Source organism: Arenibaculum sp. (genome assembly GCF_035998295.1).
Lineage (GTDB): Bacteria > Pseudomonadota > Alphaproteobacteria > Azospirillales > Azospirillaceae > DASYHS01.
The window spans coordinates 1-18,876 of sequence record NZ_DASYHS010000082.1 but is presented as its reverse complement, the minus strand read 5'-3'; the positions used below and the strand labels follow the sequence as shown (position 1 = coordinate 18,876).

General features: G+C 72.7%; 9 protein-coding genes. 1 reads left to right on the top strand and 8 read right to left on the bottom strand.

The window, feature by feature from the left end; all coding sequences use genetic code 11:
- On the bottom strand, window positions 1-462 hold a 462-nt coding region (locus VGO20_RS09135; protein WP_327502015.1), incomplete at its 3' end, for a TetR/AcrR family transcriptional regulator.
- Window positions 463-563: 101 nt separating this feature from the next.
- The gene (locus tag VGO20_RS09130) at window positions 564-1,019 is read right to left on the bottom strand and encodes a VOC family protein (protein ID WP_327502014.1); all 456 of its coding nucleotides are present in this window, start codon (window positions 1,017-1,019) and stop codon (window positions 564-566) included.
- 69 nt (window positions 1,020-1,088) lie between these two features.
- Between VGO20_RS09130 and VGO20_RS09125 the strand changes: the two genes are divergently transcribed.
- Entirely contained in the window at window positions 1,089-1,727 is a 639-nt protein-coding gene (locus VGO20_RS09125) for a TetR/AcrR family transcriptional regulator (RefSeq protein ID WP_327502013.1), read from the top strand.
- On the opposite strand, the gene VGO20_RS09120 is transcribed toward VGO20_RS09125, so the two are convergent.
- The 6 genes from VGO20_RS09120 to VGO20_RS09095 form a co-directional block, all read right to left on the bottom strand.
- Entirely contained in the window at window positions 1,682-2,551 is an 870-nt protein-coding gene (locus VGO20_RS09120; RefSeq protein ID WP_327502012.1) for a TauD/TfdA dioxygenase family protein, read from the bottom strand. The genes VGO20_RS09125 and VGO20_RS09120 overlap by 46 nt on opposite strands.
- A 24-nt stretch (window positions 2,552-2,575) precedes the next feature.
- A complete protein-coding gene (locus tag VGO20_RS09115; RefSeq protein ID WP_327502011.1) occupies window positions 2,576-2,779 on the bottom strand; it encodes an MbtH family protein in 204 nt (67 codons plus the stop codon).
- 16 nt (window positions 2,780-2,795) lie between these two features.
- Window positions 2,796-3,497, bottom strand: a complete 702-nt coding sequence (locus VGO20_RS09110; RefSeq protein WP_327502010.1) for a hypothetical protein — start codon at window positions 3,495-3,497, stop codon at window positions 2,796-2,798.
- Window positions 3,479-12,658 carry a hybrid non-ribosomal peptide synthetase/type I polyketide synthase gene (locus VGO20_RS09105; protein ID WP_327502009.1) on the bottom strand — a complete coding sequence of 3,060 codons (9,180 nt, stop codon included), beginning with the start codon at window positions 12,656-12,658 and terminating at the stop codon, window positions 3,479-3,481. The genes VGO20_RS09110 and VGO20_RS09105 overlap by 19 nt, the downstream gene beginning before the upstream one ends.
- Window positions 12,659-16,756, bottom strand: coding sequence for a non-ribosomal peptide synthetase (locus VGO20_RS09100; RefSeq protein ID WP_327502008.1), 4,098 nt, complete (start codon window positions 16,754-16,756; stop codon window positions 12,659-12,661). It abuts the gene before it with no gap.
- Window positions 16,753-18,876: AMP-binding protein (locus tag VGO20_RS09095; RefSeq protein WP_327502007.1), on the bottom strand; the 2,124-nt coding region annotated here is incomplete at its 5' end. The genes VGO20_RS09095 and VGO20_RS09100, both read right to left, overlap by 4 nt.

Below are 18,876 nucleotides of genomic sequence, written 5' to 3'. Positions count from 1 at the left end.
CGTATCCAGGTCGACCGCCGGCGGCGCGAAGGGCCGGAACGCGGCCCGCAGCTCGTCGAGATGCCCCTGCTCCAGCGAGGCGCGGTAGGTCTCCATCTCCTCGCTGCCGGACAGCGCGGCGTCGATGGCCCCGACCTCCGTTCCCGCCGCGATCACGCAGTCCACATAGGCGGCACTGACGATCTCCGCGACCGCGTCGAGCGTCTTCCCGCCGGCTTCGAGCGCCGAGCGCATCGCCTCCGTCCGGCGGTCGACGAAGTCGCGGTGGAGCGCCACGAGCAGCCCCGCCCGGGTCCCGAAATGATCGTAGGCGATCGGCTTGGTGACGCCGGCCCGCTCGGCCACGGCCGCCAGCGTCAGGGCGTCCGTCCCCTCCTCGCGGGCGAGCACGGACGCGACCTCGAGCAGCTGGCGCCGGCGCTTCTCCTTGGACAGGCGCCTGGTCGGTGCGCTCGTCTCCACTGTCTCCTCCGGCGGCACGACGGGACTGGACCGGGGCGTAAACCACCGACAGAAACTTACGCCCCGTAACATATCCAGGATGAAGGCGGACCGGGTCCCCGTCAAGCCTGCGCATCCGTCGTGCCGGTCGGCGGGCGCGGCAGGGCTTCCTCCGCGTAGAGGTCCGCGAACTCGGCGCTCGGCGGGATCGGCCGGATCACGTCGATCAGCACGCCGTTGGGGTCGGCGGTGATGAAGTGGCGCTGGCCGAATGCCTCGTCGCGCAGGGGGAGCAGGATCGGCAGGCCGGCCGCCTCCACCTTCCGGTAGACGGCGTCGGGGTCCTCGACCTCGAAGTTGAGGATCAGGCCCGACACCCGCCCGCGCGCGACCTCGGGAATGGTGGCGTGGCTGCCGTCGAGGACGGCGAGGTTGACCGAAGCGTCGTCGCGCGACTGGAGGTGGACGTACCAGTCGCTGACGAACAGGGGCTGGAAACCGAAATGGCGCTCGTAAAAGGCGGCCGTCCCGGCCACGTCGCCGGTCATCACCACGGGGTAGTAGCTGGTCGTCTTCATGCCTGTTCATCCCTTGTGAATTGACATACAGTCTGAATGTATCTTCGGAATAACATACAGGCTGTCGGTATGCAACAGGCACGACCCTCGCGCTCCAACCGCGAACGCACGGAGGCCACCCGCGGCGCCCTGGTGGCGGCGGCGCGCGCGCTGTTCGTCGAGAAGGGATATGCCGGGACCTCCACGCCGGAGATCGCGGCCGCGGCCGGCATCACGCGCGGCGCGCTCTACCACCACTTCGCGGACAAGCGGGACCTGTTTCGGGCCGTCGTGGAGCAGGAGGCCCGCGCCGTCGCACGGGAGATCGAGGCCGCGACGCCCCCCGGCCTGCCGGCGCGCGACGCGCTGGCGGCCGGAAGTGCCGCCTATCTCGACGCGATGACCGCCCGGGGGCGCACGCGGCTGCTCCTGGTCGAAGGGCCGGCCGTGCTGGGCGGGGCGGAGATGGACGGCCTGGACGAGGCGAACGCCGCCCGGACGCTACGCGCCGGGCTGGAAGCGGCGATGCCCGGGACCGCGCTGCCGGTGCCCGCCCTTTCCGTCCTGCTCTCGGCGGCCTTCGACCGCGCGGCGCTGGCCATCGATGCGGGCGCAGACCCGGAGGAATACCGCCGCGCGATGATCGCGATCCTGGAGCGGCTCCTGGACGGCGCCCCTCCTCCTCAGGCGGCGGGCCGCTCGCCGAGGATCGTCACCCGCTCGCCGTAACGCGAGAAGGGATAGTAGTCCCACACCGCGTGGTGCTGGGTGCAGCGGTTGTCCCAGAAGACCAGGGTGCCGGGCGCCCAGCGCACGCGGCAGGTCAGGGCCTGCTCGCGCGCGATCATCCCGAACAGCATGTCCAGCAGGGTCCGGCTCTCGGTCCGCGAGAGCTGGACGACGTGCGAGGTGAAGCCGGAGTTGACGAACAGGAGCTTGCGTCCGGTTTCCGGATGGCGGACGACCATCGGGTGCTCGGTCTTGGGAAGCTCGTGGGGCGGCGTGTAGCCCTGCCACGGGATCGCGCCGTCGTGGATCGCCGTCAGCCCCTCCAGAAACGCCTTCATGGCCGGCGACAGCATGTCGTAGGCGAGATGCATGTTGGCGAACAGGGTGTCGCCGCCGGTCCCGATCTCCGGTGTCTCGGTGATGTAGAGCATCGAGCCCAGGGAAGGCGCGGGGTCGGCGGTCCCGTCGGAATGCCAGGTGTCGCCTGCGACGAACCTGGACGCCTTCGTCGCCTTGATCACCACGAGTTCCGGATCGTCGCCGTCGATGTCCTCGACCGGAAGTGCCCGCAGCGTGCCGAAGAGGCGGCCGAACCGCTTGTGCTGTTCGGTCGTGAGGACCTGGTCGCGGAACACCAGCACGTGGTTCTCGAGGAATGCGCGCCGCACCTCGGCCAGCTGGCGCTCCGGCAGGTCGCGCGAAAGGTCGACCCCCGCGACCTCGGCGCCGATGATCGGCGTCAGCCGGTTCACGGTAATCGTTTCGTAGGGAGCCCTCGGCGATGCCGCGATCCGCTCGATCGCCTCGAGTGCAAACTGGTCCATGTCGCCCGCCCCGGCCAGGTTCGTTCAGGTCGTGGACTGCCGCTCGCGCAGCGAGCGCGGCCTCATGTCCGTCCAGTGCGCCTCGATGTAGTCGAGGCAGGCCTGGCGGTCTCCGCTCATGCCGACCGTCCGCCAGCCGAGCGGGACGGACCTGCCGGCGGGCCAGATGGAATACTGCTCCTCGTCGTTGACGACCACTTCGAACTGGCTGGTGGAATCCGCGTCCATCTTTTCCCTCTCTTCTTCATCGCACCCTGGCGAGGCATTCGAGCATCCCGTCGGCAAGCCGCCGCCATGCCTCCCTGCACCCGGCCTCGAAATCCTCGCAGCCGCGGGCGTGCGCGTAGACATGGGCCCGGGCGACGGCATGGGGGTGGGCCTCCCCATAGGCATCCGCATCGGCCGTCGCGAAGGCGGCGGCCAGGAACCCGGCGTTGACCCGGGAGTTGGCGTCGGCGAACGCCGCAGCACTCGAACCGGCGGCAAGGTCGGCGTAGAAGCCGGCATAAGCCTCGGCGCCGCCGAAGGATTCCTCGATCATCTTCGCATTGGTCCCGGCCCGGGCATAGGCGATCGCGCTGGCATGGGCCCGGGCATGGGCCTGGGCGTAGGCGAAGGCCTGCCGGTAGACCTCCAGCAGCGCCGGCCGAAGGGCTTCGGCCCATTCGGCCGCCGGCGCGCGGTCGCCCGCCAGCGCGCGCCGATGCAGCGCCTGGACGGCGCGATGCAGGCCGGGATCTCCGCCCCGCCTCTCGCTGGTCTCCAGCGCCAGCGGCGCCACGGTCCCGGCGCTCCAGTCGTGCACGACCTCGAACGGCACCCCCTCCAGCCGCCCCAGCTCGGCGTGAAGTCGGGCTTTCCAGCTCCCGGCGTCGGCGACCACGTCCAGGAACGCCGGCACCATCCCGTCGAGCCATCGCGGCGCGTTCATACCGACACCGGCCATCGGTTCTCGCTCACGGTCTGCGCCACCGTCCGCGCCGCAGCGCCTGCGACGATGCCGTGGTGGTCCGTGTCCAGGGCCCGCCAGGTCAGCATCCGCGGCAGCAGCGCCTGCCAGTCCCGCCGCAGGGCCTCGGCCGGGCGATGGGCCGCGAGCCCGGCCGGGTTGGGGCGCGTCGCCACGAAGACATGGGCCACGGTGCGCTCCAGCCGCGCCGGGCGATGGACCGCCATGCTCGCGACGTTCGCCCTGCAGCACTGCATCAGGCAGCGCACGTAGTCCCGCATCTCCGGCGGCGGCCCGTCGGCGGCCGGCCAGCGCCGCGACACCTCGTCCAGGAACGAGGCGTCGATCTCGGCCTGCGAGACCCCCGCCAGTTCCGGCCCCGCGTCCGGCGCGGGCGGGTCGATCGCATACAACTCCGGCGGCGGCCCGCCCGCCCGTTCGGCCAAGGCGCACATCGCCTGGGCGACCCAGGCGCCGAAGGACCAGCCGCCGAGCCGCCAGTGGAACTGCTGCCGGGGATAGCGCCGCTCCAGCGCCTGGAGGTAATGGGCCGCACGCTCCTCCACGCCGACCGGCGGCAGGTCCGGATGCGCAAGCGCGGGATCGGCGATCACGCAGACGGGCTGGTCCGGGTCGAGGGCCGAGACCAGTTCCCGGTATGCCTGCACGTCGCCGCCGACGGGATGGACCAGGCACAGCACGTCGTGGCCGTCGCCTTCGTTCCAGACGTCGACCCGGACCCGCTCCGACCAGTCCGGCGCCCGCCGGGGCGGGAGCCTGGGCGCGCCGGCGAGGCCGAGGACCTCGTTCAGGCTCACCTTGTGGCTGAACTGCGAGAGCTGGAGCGGGATCCCGAAGCCCGTCTCCAGCTCGCCGACGAGGTCCAGCAGGGTCAGCGAGTCCGCGCCCAGGTCATGGAGCGAGGCGTCGGGGTCCAGCCGCTCCACGCCCAGCCACCTGCACAGGCAGGCCTGCAGATGCGCGGCCAGCGGCGCCGGCTCGGCGGCCCCCTCGCCGACCACCTCCGGGCGGGCGTGGCGGGTCGGGTAGAACCGGCGTGACGCCTCGATCTGCGTGGTGGACACCAGCAGCCGCGGCATCCTGAGATGCAGCGCCTGCTCGAATACCCGCACTCCCTCCGCGGCGGAGAGGCCGACCGCGAGATGAGCCCGGTGGCGCGCCTCGGCGGGCGCCGACACCGCCATGCCGACGTCGCGCCAGACGTCCCAGTCCACGGCAATCCGCACGCAGTCCGGGGCATGCGCGGGCCGGTACTGCGCGAACCCGTCCAGCAGCGCGTTCGACGCCGCGTAGTCGAACTGCCCGGCCCCGCCGAACAGCGCCGACATCGAGGAACAGTACAGCACGAAGCCCGGCCGGAACCGCTCGATCACGGCCTCGACCGCGAGCGCGCCCGCGGTCCTGGCCCGCATCGCCTCGGCCATCCGCCGCGGCTCGCGCGTCCGGATCACGCCGCCGGCCCCGGCGCCGGCCGCATGGATCACGCCGTCCAGCCGGGTATGGAGCCGGGCCAGCCGGTCCAACACCGCCGGCCATCCCGCGAGGTCGCCGACATCCGCCCGGACCAGGTCGATCCGGTCCCGATGCGCCTCCAGAACCGGCGGCAGCTCGGCCCGGCGCGACAGCAGGACCACGCGGCGCGCCGGTGCGCGCAGCAGATGGCCGCACAGGCTGCCGCCGATGCCGCCGCTGCCGCCGATCACCAGGAACACGCCGTCGTCCGGCAGCAGCGGGATGTGCGGCGGGACCGCCGGCTCGGGGCAGGCGACCAGGACCGGCCGCCACAGATCGCCGCCCCGGATCGCCAGCCGGCGCGGCGCCGAGGGGTCCGACAGCAATGCCGCCAAGGCGGCCGCGTGCTCGCCCAAACGCGGCGACGGCAGGTCGAGCCAGTGGCAGCGCACCGGATATTCCTGCGGCACGACCTCGACCGGCCCGGCGAGGGCGGACAGTTCGGGCCGCTCCACGTCGCCCTCGACCGGGCAGGCCTGATGCGACAGCAGCCACAGGCGCAGCGGCATCGCGTCGGGCATCCGGTCCCAGGCCTGCATCAGCGCCGCGACGGTGTCGAGACAGGCCCATCGGCCGCGCGCGAGGCTTTCCTCGCCGACGGCACCGGTCACGGACAGCGGCAGGGCGTGCACCCAGTCCAGCTCCACCGGCCCGTCCTTTTCCGGCCGGTCGGACGCCAGCGCGCCCAGCATCCGGTGCAGGGCCTCGGGGTCGGCCGGATCGGCTTCGAACAGGTCCGGCCCGCAACGCCGCCAGCCCCCGGCGGCGCGAAGCTCGACCACCCGGCGATAGGCGGGGGCCAGCGCCGCCAGGACGCCGGGGTCGACCGGCCCGGCGGCCGAAACGACGAGGATGCGGCCGGTCTGCCGGACCGGCTCGCCGTCCAGCCGCCGGTACCGTGCCCAGGGACGCTGGTAGAACCACCGCTCCGGCGGTTCGCGGGGCGGGAACTGCGGGTCCGCAGCCGCGGCGGCGGCGGTGCCCGGCGGCAGGAGACGATATGTCTCCAGGTCGAAGACCGAAGGCGGGAAGTCCCAGGGCGGCGGTGCGGACACCCCGCCCCACTCGACCGGCGCCCCCGACAGCCAGGCCGCCAGGACCGCTTCGGCCGGCTGCCCGGCCGCGCGGAAGGGTGCTCCGTCCAGGGCCGTTTCCCGAACCTCGGCGGTGCGCAGCGCCTCGAGCGCCGCCTCGGCCGACGCGCACAGGGCGCCGAAGCGCCAGGAATGCTGGCGCCGGCCGACCTGGAGGTGGCGCAGCACCGCCTGGTAGCGGTGCGGATGGCGCTCCAGGTAGCCGGCGACCGCTCGCAGGCCGCTCAGCAGCGCCTCGCGGCTATGGGCCGAGACCAGCAGGCAGGGCGGCGGCGGAGCCTCCTCCACGGCCCGCGCCGGCGGCGGCTCGCCGAGGACCAGATGGGCGTTCGTGCCGCCGATGCCGAAGCTGCTGACGCCGGCGACGCGCCGCCTCCCCTCCGGCCAGGGCCGCGCCTCGGCGGGGACGTAGAACGGCGTGCCGTCCAGGTCGATCTGGGGGTTGATGGCGCGGAAGCCGACATTGGGCGGCACGACGCCGTGGAACACCGCCAGGGTGGCGCGGATCAGGCCGATGATACCCGCCGCGGCCCCGAGATGCCCGATCTGGCTCTTCACCGAGGCGAGCGCGCAGGCGGCCCCGGGCGCCGGCCCGAACGCCTCGCGCAGCGCCGCCACCTCGACCGGGTCGCCGAGCGGCGTGCCGGTGCCGTGCGCCTCGACATAGCCGATGTCGGCGCCGCCCAGCCCGGCGCGGGACAGGGCCGTGCGGATCGCCTCGCCCTGCCCCGCGATCGAGGGCGCGGTGTAGCTCAGCTTCTGCCGGCCGTCGTTGTTGACGGCCGACCCTTCGATCACGGCGTAGACGTGGTCTCCGTCCGCCAGCGCCCGCGCCAGCGGCTTCAGCACCACGACGCCGCAGCCGCTGGCGCCGATGGTGCCGCCGGCATCGTCGCTGAACGGCCGGCAGCGGCCGTCGCGCGAGAAGATGTGCTGCGGGCGGTAGCGGTAGCCGTCAGTGAGCAGCGGATCGACCAGGACCCCGGCCGCCAGCATCACGTCGCCGTCGCCCTGGCGCAGCAGCATGCCCGCGACATGCACCGCGATCAGCGAGCTGCCGCAGGCGGCCTGGACGCTCATCGCGGGGCCGGTCAGGTCGAGGTGGTAGGCGACCTTGGTGGCCAGGAAGTCCTTGTCGTGGTGCAGGGCCATCTGGAACCCGTCGGGCAGGTCGCCCTCGCCGGCCCGGCGCAGAAGGTCCTGGAAATACGTGTTCTCGCCGCAGCTCGCGACCAGCCCGACGCGTTGCGAGGTCTGGCCCGCCCGGATGCCGGCATGCTCGAGCGCGTGCACGCAGGTCATCAGCAGGTGGCGCTGCTGGGGGTCCATCAGCCGCGCCTCCTGGCGGCTGATGCCGAAATAATCCGGATCGAAGTCCAGCAGCCCGCGCAACTGGCTGCGCGCGCCGACCATCCCGTCGACCCCGGTCGGGAAATGCTCGATGCCGGTGCCGCCGGCACGCACCATTGCCCAGAAGGCGTCCAGGTCCCCGGCGCCCGGCACGTTCAGCGCCATGCCGATCACCGCGATCCGCCCTTCCGCGCCCGGCCCGGCCGCGGGCTCCACGGCGCCGCGCTGCGGCCGGGCCCCCGACAGGAAGCCGGCCAGGCGCGGGATCGTCACGTGCTCGAACAGGTCCGCCACCGCGAGCGGCAGTTCCAGCGCCGAGCGGCAGCGCAGATGGAAGCGCATCAGCCCGAGGCTGGTGGCCCCGGCCTCGAAGAAGGTCTGGTCGGGGCCGATCGGCCGCCCGACGACCTCCTCGAACAGGTCGGCTAGCGTGCGCTCCAGCCCCGCGGCGGGCGCTGGCGACGTCCGGGACGGCGCCCGCGCCAGCTCGGTCCAGTCCGCCTGCGCCAGGGACCGGCGATCGATCTTGCCGCTCGGCGTCCTGGGCCAGGACGACAGCAGCCTGTGCCGGCGGATGCGCACATGGGCGGGCAGCAGCTCGGCTACGGCGCCGTCGAGAACCTCGGCGGTGGGCGGCGTTCCGGCCGCCTGGAGATAGGCCACCAGCTCCACCGGCTCGCCCTCGGCCACGACCGCCGCGCTCGCCACGGCCGGAAGCCGCGTCAGCGCGGCCTCCACCTGCCCCAGTTCCAGCCGATGGCCGCTCAGCTTGATCTGCTCGTCGTCGCGGCCGAGATAGTGGAGCAGGCCCTGGTGGTCGAAGCGGGCCAGGTCGCCGGTCCGGTAGTACAGTCCTGCGCCGCCGGGTGCCGCCTCGTCGGCCAGTTCCACGAAGCGGGCCTGGTTCAAGGAGGCGTCCGCGAGATAGCAGCGCCGCACCATCGGCCCCGCCACCAGCAGATGGCCGCCGCACCCCGCCGGCACCGGCCTGTCCCGCTCGTCGACGACCCTGAGGCGCGCGTTGGCGACGGGCCGGCCTATGGGGGCCCGCACCGGCCATGCCCCGGCGGGGCCGGCCAACCGGTGGGCGCTGACGACATGGGTCTCGGTCGGGCCGTAATGGTTGAACAGCACCGCGTTCGGCATGCCCGCGAACCAGCGCCGGATCGCCTCGGTGCACAGGAGCTGCTCCCCGGCGGTGACCACCTCGCGCAGGTCGGCGGGATGGATGCCCAGCGCCACGGCGGCCTCCGCCACGTGCTGCAGGGCCACGTAGGGCATGAAGATCCGCTCGATCCGCGCCGCGGCCAGATAGTCCAGCAGCGCCTGCGCGTCCCGGCGCCACGCCGGGGAGATCAGGTGGTAGCAGCCGCCGCCGCACAGCGTCGTGAACAGCTCCTGGAAGGAGACGTCGAAGGACAGCATGGAGAACTGCAGCGTAGCCGCCTTCGGCGCCAGCCCGCCCTCCTCGCGCTGCCATTGCAGCAGGTTGCACAGGGTCCGGTCGAATACCTGCACCCCCTTGGGCGCGCCGGTCGAGCCGGAGGTGAACAGGGTGTACAAGGGACGGACCCCGCGACGCCCGGCCGGCGGAGCGGCGCCATCGCCGGGGGCGCGGGCGGCATCGGGAGCAAGCGTCGGAACGTGCCTCGGGAAGCGGCCGTCATCCAGCCGCCGCAGCGCGTCGGCGTCGCCTGCGCGCAGCAGGATGCAGTGCGGCCGCGCCCGGTCCAGCACCTGGCGCGCCAGCTCCGGCGGGTAGGCGGGATCAAGCGGCACCGCGGTCGCGTTCAGCTTGGCCAGCGCCAGCAGCGCCACGACGTGCTCGACCGAGGTGTCCATGTACAGCGCGACGTGGACGGGCCCGTCCGCGTCGAGCGGCAGCGGATGCGCGCGCTGCAGCTCGCCCGCCAGCGCGTCCGCCATCCGGTCGAGCTGGGCATAGCTGAAAAAGCGGTCACGGTCCACGAGCGCCGGGGCGGACGGCGTGCAGCGCGCCTGATGCTCGAACCAGTCCGCGATGGTATCGAAGGCGGGTTCGGCCCGCGGGCCGTCGCCGGGCTGGGGCAATGCCCGCCGGTGGGTGGCGACCAGCTCGTACAGGCCGGCCCCCTGCCCCTTCAGCAGCAGGTCGAGGGCGGACCGGAACGACCGCGCGAGCCCCCGCACCTCGTCGGCGTCGAAATACCCGCACTGGTATTCCCACAGGCATTCGAGGCCGGCATCGGCATCGAGCACCGACAGGGTCAGCGGGCATTTGGCCTGCACCCGGTCGGCGAACTCGACCGTCGCCGCCACGCCGGGGAGCGCCAGGGTCGAGAAATCCGTGTTCTCCAGCACGAACATGAAGTCGAACGGCGTGCCCGACGCCGAGGCGGGGCGGAGGTCCCCCACCACGTCCGCCAGGGCGACCTCCTGGTGCGCGAGCACGGCCCGGATCGCGGCCACCTGCCGCTGGAGCTGAAGGCGCAGGTCGTCCTCGTCCCCGATCGCGATCGGAACCAGCACCGTGTTCGCGACCATGCCGACCACGGCCTCGAACTCCGCCAGCGGCCGGTTCGCGACCGGGCTGGCGACGAGCGCCCGGCTGCGGCCGGTCGCCGCGTACGCGCACCAGGCGAAGACGCTGAACAGCGCCTCGAAGCGCGTCAGCCTCAGCTCCGCGCACAGGCGGTCGAGCGCGGCGCGCCGGCCCGCGTCCAGCGTCTCGCGGTGCAGGCGCGCCTGGGGCGCCGGTTCCGGCACTTTCGGCAGCAGCGGATGGTCGTCCTCGCGGTCGCGGAGGAAATCGCGCAGCGCCGAGCGCTGGGCCCGGTACGCGGCCTCTTCGAACCATTGCACCTGCCACGCCGCGAGGTCGAGCGGCGTCGGCGCGGGCGGGAGGGACGGCGCGTCCCGCCCCTGGGCGCGGGCCGCGTAGCACGCCGCCAGGTCGCCCAGCAGCAGGTTCAGGGACCAGCCGTCCACGACGATGTGGTGGAGGTGGAGCAGCAGTATTCCGCGGGCGCCGGACAGCGGCAGCCAATAGGCCTGGAACAGGGTCGGCGCCGTCAGGTCGAACGGCGTCGAGAACACGAGATCGGCGAAGGCGCGCCAGTTCGTCTCGTCGAACCGGCCGGGCGGGAAGACGCGGCAGACCGCCGGGGGAGCATCGGCGACGACCTGCACCGGCCCGTCCGGGCCGGCCTCGAACGCGGTGCGCAGCCCGGGGTGCCGCTCGGCCAGGAGCTGGAGCGCGTCGCACAGGGCGGCTGCGTCCACCGGCCCGTCGAGGCGGAAGACCAGCGGGACGTTGTAGGCGGTCGAGGACGGCGAGCGCTGCTGGAGGAACCAGAGCCGCTGCTGCTCGGCCGTGGCCGGCATCCGGCGCGCCGCCGTCGGGGCCGGCACCGGGGGATAGGGGCTCGACGGGTCGGCGCCGGAACGGGACAGGCGGTCGGCCAGGGCGTCGAAGGGTTCGCTCAGGATCGCCGCCGCCGGCAGGTCGCACCGCCAGCGCCGCCGCATCTCGTGACGCAGGCGCAGCGCCTTCAGCGAGTCGCCGCCGCAACCGGCGAAATCGTCCCCCGGGCGGAGGTCCGGCTGGTCGAGCACGTCCCCGGCCAGGTCCAGCACCCGCCGCAGCCATTCGCCCTGCGCTTGCGTCTCGGCCGACGGCGGGCGCCAGGGAGTGCCCGGCTGCGCGTGCAGCGCCGCCTCGTCCACCTTGCCGTTCGGGTTCAGCGGCAGGCGGTCGACCAGAAACAGCCGATGCGGCCGCATGTAGGACGGCAGGCCGGCGCGCAGATGCGCGTCGAAACCGGCATGGTCCGGCACGCCCCGCGGGACCAGATAGGCCAGGAGTTCGTGGTCGCCCGCCGCCGTGCGCCGCGTGCACACATACGCCAGCGCCACTTGCGGGTGCCGCAGTATCCAGCGCTCGACCTCGCCCGGCTCGATCCTGAAGCCGCGGACCTTCACCTGCCGGTCGACGCGGCCGACATACTCGACCAGGCCCGCCTCGTCGATGCGCACGAGGTCGCCCGTGCGGTAGTGCAAGGCCTCGCCGCCGTCGAGCCAGGGCAGCCGGACGAAGCGCTGCGCGGTCTCATCCCCCCGGTTGCGGTATCCCAGCGCGACGCCGGCCCCGCTCAGGCAAAGCTCCGCGACCTCGCCGACGGCGGCCTCGCGGTCTCCCGCCACCAGCCGCACGCCGGTCCCCGGCAGCGGGCGGCCGATCGGGATCACCGAGCCGGAGAAGTCGCGCGGGATCGGGTAGGACAGCGCGAAGGTCGTGCATTCGGTCGGGCCGTAGACGTTGAAGATCCGGGTCCCGGCATCCGGGTTGGCCCGGTACCACGCCCGCACCGCTTCGGCGTTGAGCTGCTCGCCGCCGATCAGGACCTGGCGGGTGGTCGAGAAGCACCGGGGATGCTGACCGACGATCGCATTGAACAGGGACACCGTCATGAAAAGGGTGTCGATCCGCTCCGCCTCCAGCCGCGCGGCCAGCAGCGGCGGGTCCTGCAGCTCGGCGTCCCGGAACACGACGCAGCAGCCGCCGGTCAGCAGCGGCGCCCAAACCTCGAAGCTGATCGCATCGAACGCGGGGTTCGAGAGGCAGGCGAAACGGTCTCCCGGCTGGATGTCGATATAGCCCACGGGCTGCGCAAGGCGCAGGATGCCCCGTTCGGCGATCTCGACCCCCTTCGGCCGGCCGGTGGTTCCCGACGTGTAGAACACGAACGCCGCCTCGGAGCCGGTGCGCTCCTGCCGGTCGGGAAAGACTGCCGGCGGGGCCGCCAGCAGCGCGTCCACGGTCGTGACCCAGCCGCCGGGCGGCAGCGCCCGGTCGGCGTGCCGGCCCGCATGAACCAGCACCGCGCAGGACGCGTCCGCCAGCATCAGGTCGACGCGGGGCGCCGGGCTCGCCGCGTCGACCGGCACCACGACGCCGCCCGCCTTCAGCACGCCCAACATCAGCGCGACCAGTTGCCAGGAGCGCGGCAGGCAGACGGCGACCGACTGGCCGGGCCGCAGGCCCCCCGCCGTCAGGCCGCCCGCAATCCGGTCGCCGAGCGCGTCCAGCTCCGCATAACCGAGCCGCGTCCCGCCGTCGACCACGGCGACCGCCGTCGGGGCGGCACGCACCCGTTCGGCGAAGCGGCCCACCAGCGTCCCGGTGAAATCGGCGTCCCGCACTCACGCCTCCTGCAAGGCGGCGCGCCGGACGGAGGGTCCGGCCCCGGCGCCGAGATGCTGCAGCTCGCGCCGGATGGTCCGGGATACCCGCAACACCTCCGCCGTCTCCAGCATTTCCCAGTGATCGCCGCGCACCAGCGTAGCGAGGAAGCCGCCGCCGGCCCGCCGGCGCCAGAACCGGCGCAGCTCGTGCAGGAAGGCCCGGTCCCGGCCCTCCTGGGCCTGGACGAGCACGACGCGGCCCGTCTGGGACGGACACTCGTAGTCCGCGACGGTCATGCGGTTGTGGTTGTAGACGTTGAAGTAGCGTTCGATCTGATCGTCCTCGATGCCGGGATACATGCCGTTGAACTTCACCAGCTTGTCGCGGAACTCCGGCATATCGACCGGGGCCATCCGGGCCCGGTACGCCGGGTCGTCCGAACCCTGGGTGTCGAGGAGCACGGCCACCGCCCGGTCCCTGCCCGCCAGGGCGAGGCGCCGGGTCATCTCGTAGGCGACCAGCCCGCCGAAGGACAGGCCGGTCACGACCAGCGGCTTCGAGGCCAGCGGCTCGATCAGCGCCAGATAGGCCTCTGCCATGGCCTCGACCGTCGGCAGGAAGGCTTCGCCGGGATTGAGGCCGGGCGACTGTATGCCGTAGACGCCGCACGATTCGGGCAGCATCTTCGCGAGCGACAGGTAGCAGAAGGCGGTCCCGCCGGCGGGGTGGACGCAGACCACGTTGTGCGTCCCGTCGCCCGGACGGAACTCGATCAGGCTGCCGCCGGCCGACGTCGCCTCGGCGCCCGCACGGATCCAGCCGCCGAGCGCCTCGATCGTGGGATGGCTGATGATCTGGCGGACGGGCACGGAAACGCCGAACTTCCTGCCGACCTGATGCGCCATCTTGATCGCCGAGATCGACGTGCCGCCGAGGCTGAAGAAGCTGTCGCGGATGCCGATCCGCGGCTCGATCAGCAGGTCCTTCCAGATCCGGTACAGCGCCATCTCGACGTGGTCGCGCGGGTTCGCCAGGTTGACCTGCCCGGACCGCGCGTCGCGGTCCGGGATGGCGCGCAACGCCTCGCGGTCGGGCTTGCCGTTGGGGGTCAGCGGCAGCGCGTCGAGGCGCACGCAGGCGGCCGGCACCATGTAGTCCGGCAGCACCGACGCCAGACGCGCGCGTAGCGCCTCCGGCTCGACGCCCGGCGCGGCGGCATAGTAGGCGACCAGCCGGTCCTCGCGCGCCAGCACCACCGCCTCACGCATGCCGGGATGCTCCAGCAGCCGTGCCTCGATCTCGCCCAGCTCGATCCGGAAGCCCCGCACCTTCACCTGGAAGTCGTTGCGGCCCAGGAACTCCAGGCTGCCGTCCGGGCGCCGGCGGGCGAGGTCACCGGTACGGTACAGCCGGTCGCCGGCCACGAACGGGCTGGCGACGAAGCGCTGGCCCGTCAGCTCCGGCCGGTTCAGGTAGCCGCGCGCGACCCCCGCCCCGCCGATCCAGATCTCGCCCGCCACGCCGGTCGGCACCGGCTCCATCCGCTCGTCCAGCAGGTAGATCCGCGTGTTCGCGACCGGGCGGCCGATCGGGATGCGCCCCTCTTCGACCGGGTCGGCCGGCTCGATGGTCCATGCCGCCGCGTCGACGGTCGCCTCCGTGGGGCCGTAGACGTTGTGCAGGCGCGTTCGCGGCAACGCGGACCGCAGATGCCGCGCCAGGGCCGGCGTCAGCTCGCCCCCGCCGCAGAACACGTCGGTGAGGCCGGCGCATGCGGCCGCCTCCTCCCGGTCCAGGAACAGCTGCAGCACCGAGGGCACGAACTGGACGACGGTGACCCGTTCCTCGCGGATGACCGAGGCCAGGTATTCCGGGTCCATGTGGCCGCCCGGCCGCGCCAGGACGAGCCGGGCGCCGGTCGCGAGCGGCGAGAAGAACTCCCACACCGACGCATCGAAGCTGAACGGGGTCTTCAGGAGGAGAGCGTCTTTCGGGCCGAACCCGAAGGCGTCCCGGGTCCACAGCACGAGGTTGACGAGCCCGGCATGCTCGACCATGACGCCCTTGGGGGTGCCGGTCGAGCCTGAGGTGTAGATGACATAGGCGAGGTTGCGGGGCGTCAGGCCGCCGCGGTCGAGGTCGGTGTCGGGCAGCCCGGCCCAGGATGCCTCGGCGCCGAGATCGACGACCGGTACCGGCACCGAGGGGGTGCCGAGCGAGCCGTCGGTCACCACCGCGACCGGTGCGGCATCGGCGAGCATGAAGGCCAGGCGCTCGGCCGGATATGAGGGGTCGAGCGGCAGGTAGGCCCCGCCGGCCTTGAGCACCGCCAGCAGCGCCACCACCATCTCGGGCGAGCGCTCGGCGCGGATCGCGACCAGCCGGTCCGGCCCGACGCCGAGCGTGCGCAGGTGGCGCGCCAGCCGGTTGGCGCGCGCGTTCAGCGCCCCGTAGCTCAGGCTGCGGCCCTCGAAGGTCACCGCCGGCGCGTCCGGGTGCAGCTTCGCCTGCGCCTCGAACAGCTCGTGGATGCAGCGCTCCTGCGGATACGCCGCCTCGGTCCGGTTCCACTCCACCAGCAGCCGGTGCCGCTCGGCCTCGCCCAGGAGGTCGATCTCGCCGAGCGGCCGGTCCGGTTCCGCCGCGACCCGTTCGAGCAGACGGCCGAAGCGTCCGGCCAGCGCTTCGATCGTGGCCCGGTCGAACAGGTCGGTGTTGTATTCGAAGGTCGACCGCAGGTGCCGTTCGCCTTCCGACACTTCGAGCATGAGGTCGAACTTCGCGGTCCCGCTGCTGGTCTCGAACGGATGCAGGGTGAGGCCGGGCCACTCGACGGCGCCGCCGGGGGCATTCTGGAGCACCAGCATCACCTGGAACAGGGGCGAGTGACTGGTGTGGCGCTCGGGGTTCAGGGCCTCGACCACCTGGTCGAAGGGCACGTCCTGATGGGCATGGGCGTCGAGGACGTCGCCCCGCACCTGCTCCAGCAGTTCGGCGAAGCTTTTGCGGGGATCGGGCCGGCAGCGGATCACCAGGGTATTGACGAAGTGGCCGATCAGCGGCTCGATCTCGCGCCGGTTCCGGTTGGCGAACGGCGTCCCGATGCTGACGTCGTCCTGCGCGCCGTGGCGCCACAACAGGACCGCGAGCGCCGCCGCCAGCACGCCAAACAGCGTGCCTCCGGTCCGCCGGCACAGCGCGCGCACCGCATCGGCCCCGGTCGTGACGGCGTGGGTCGCGCCGCGGAAGGTCTGGACCGCCGGCCGCGGCCGGTCGGCCGGCATGTCCAGCAGGGCCGGCGCACCCGCGAGCTGCCGCTTCCAGTAATCGACCTGGCCCTGCAGGGCGTCGCCCTTCAGCCGCTCCCGCTGCCAGAGGGTATAGTCCGCGTACTGAACCGGCAGTTCGGGCAGCGGCGAAGGCCGGCCCTGGACGTAGGCGGCGTAGAGCGCCGCCAGTTCCTGCAGCAGGACCCCGACCGACCAGCCGTCGGCGACGATGTGGTGCAGGTTCAGCAGCCACAGATGCTCGTCGTCGGCGAGCCGGTAGAGGCTGGTGCGGATCAGGGGCCCCTCGGCGAGGTCGAAGGGGGCCCGCGCGTCGGCCTCGGCCGCTTCCCTGGCCAGCGCCTGCCGTTCCGGCGGCGGCAGGCCGCCGAGATCCGTCACGCCGAGCGTCAGCCGCAGCGTCGGCCGGATCACCTGGCGCGGCTCGCCGTCGACGGCGCGGAACGTGGTGCGCAGCACCTCGTGGCGGCGCACGATCTCGTTCAGGGCACGTTCGAGCGCCGGCACGTCCAGCTTCCCCTCGAACCTGAGCGCGGTGGGGATGGAGTAGAACGGGTTGCCGGGTTCGAGCTGGTCGAGGAACCAGAGCTGGCGCTGCGAGAAGGAGAGCGGCAGGTCGGCCTCGCCGCCGGGGCGGCGCGCGATCTCGCCGCCGTCGTCCTCCGAGCCGGCCAGGATCGCGATGATCTCCCGCTTGAGGCGCTTCAGGTCCGCCACCAGCTCCTCGGTCATGAAGCCGCGCGGCGCCTTGCAGCGCAGCCTGTCCCCGTCGACCTCCAGCGCGATCGAATGCCGGTTGAACAGGTCGAGCAGCTCGTAGGCGTTCATACCTCGATGTCCTCCATCTCGACCTCGCGCTGCGCCCGGGCGGTCCGGAACGCCTCGACCGGGGCGCCATGGTCGGCACCCTCCAGCCGCAGGCCGCCGACCATGGAGTAGATCGCGCGGTGCGTCGGCCCCAGCTCCAGCAGCGGGGCGACCTGCCCGGGGTCGACGGAGCCGATGCCGCACAGGCCGAGGCCCAGCTCCGCTGCCGCCGCGGTCAGGAGCTGCGCCATGGCGCCGGCCTCGATGTGGCAGAAATCGAGGCTCTTCTCGCCGTACATCGGCTGTATCGCCGCCAGTTCGGCGACGAAGAACAGGGCGAAGGCCGCCCCTTCGAACGTCGGCCGGTTGACGAAGTAGTCGTAGGCGTCGGCGTCCAGGCTGCGCCCGCGGCCGGTCGGGACCAGCCGGTGCCCGCCGGGATCGTAGTAGTAGGCGCCCGCCGCCATGCCCTGCACCCGGTCGGGCTTGACGTAGAGATAGGTCTGGACCGGGTAGAGCCCGCCGGCGGACGGGAACTGGTATTTCGGCGCACCGTCCAGGCTGCCCTGCGACAGGCAGGCGAGGAGATCGGCGAGCAGCCGCACCTCGACCGCGTCCTGCCGGAAGCGGCGCACCGAGCGGTACTCGGAGAAGCGTCGGGCGAAGGCGTCATCGGCCGGCAGCGGGAGCGCGACGGCCGGACCGGCCGCGGGCAGGACGCGGCGGCCGAGCCGGCGCGCCTTGAACGCCTCGCGGGCGCCGGGGTCTTCGATGGTCCGGTCCTCGATCGTCCGGTCCTCGATCGCCTGGTCCTGCGCGCCCGCGGCCGCACGCTGCGCCGTCTCGGTGATGAGCTTGCGGCCGCGGTCCTCGCGGTACATGGCGATCAGGTTGGCGAGCGTCGGCTGCGCCAGGAGCTGCGCCAGGTGAGGACGGAATCCCAGCTCCCCGGATAGCGCGTTGCCGATGCGCACGACGTCGATCGAGGTCGCGCCGAGGTTCAGCAGGTTGGCGACCGGGCCGATGCCGTCCAGTTCCAGCGCGTCCTCGACGATCGCGACGATGCGGTGCTCCTCTGGCCCTTCCAGCACCAGGGCCGGCCCGGCTTCCTCCTGGTCGCGCACCGGCTCCGGCAGCCGGCTCCGGTCGACCTTGCCGTTCGCCGAGAGCGGCAGGGCGTCGAGGAAGGTGAAGGACGCGGGCACCATGTAGGACGGCAGCTTGCCGGCCAGATGGCGGGACAACTCCCCGGCATCCGGCGCCGCTAGGTCAGCGACGACGTAGGCGGCCAGCCGCTTCTCGCCCTGCGCGGCACCCCAGGCACGGACCACGGCCGCCTCCACCGCCGGATGGTCCTCCAGCGCCGCCTCAATCTCGCCGAGCTCGATGCGGTAGCCCTGGACCTTGACCTGATTGTCCTCGCGCCCCAGGAACTCGATGTTGCCGTCGGGCAGATAGCGCCCCATGTCGCCGGTGCGGTACAGCCGCTCGCCGCTCAGGGGATGGGTGATGAAGCTGGCGGCGGTCTGGGCCTCGTCGCGCCAATAGCCCTTCGCGAGCCCGATCCCGCCGATGTAGAGCTGTCCCGGCACCCAGACCGGACGCTGCTGCAGGAAGTCGTCCAGGACGTAGAAGCGCTGGTTCTTCAGGGCCTTGCCGTAGGGGATGCTCCGCCAGTCCGGCGGGACCTCCCCGATCGGGAAGCAGATCGACCAGATCGAGGCCTCGGTCGCGCCGCCCAGGCTGACGACCCGCAGCGCGGGCAGGTGGCCGCGCACGCGGTGCGGCAGGGTCACCGGTATCCAGTCCCCCGACAGCATCGCCAGGCGCAACGACGCCGGCAGCGCCATCCCCTCGCTCTCGGCATACTCGACCAGCATGCCGAGCAGTGCCGGCACCGAGTTCCAGATGCTGACCCTGTGCCTGCCCGCCTGCGCCAGCCAATGCGCGGGATCGCGCGCCAGGTCGGGCGACAGCAAGACCACCGCGGCCCCGGCCGCCAGCGTGCCGAAGAAGTCGTAGACCGAGAGGTCGAAGCTGAGCGAGGAGATCGCCAGCACCCGGTCCGACGGGCCGACGGCGAACCGCTCGTTGATGTCGAGCAGGGTGTTCACCGCGCCACGATGGTCGATCACGACCCC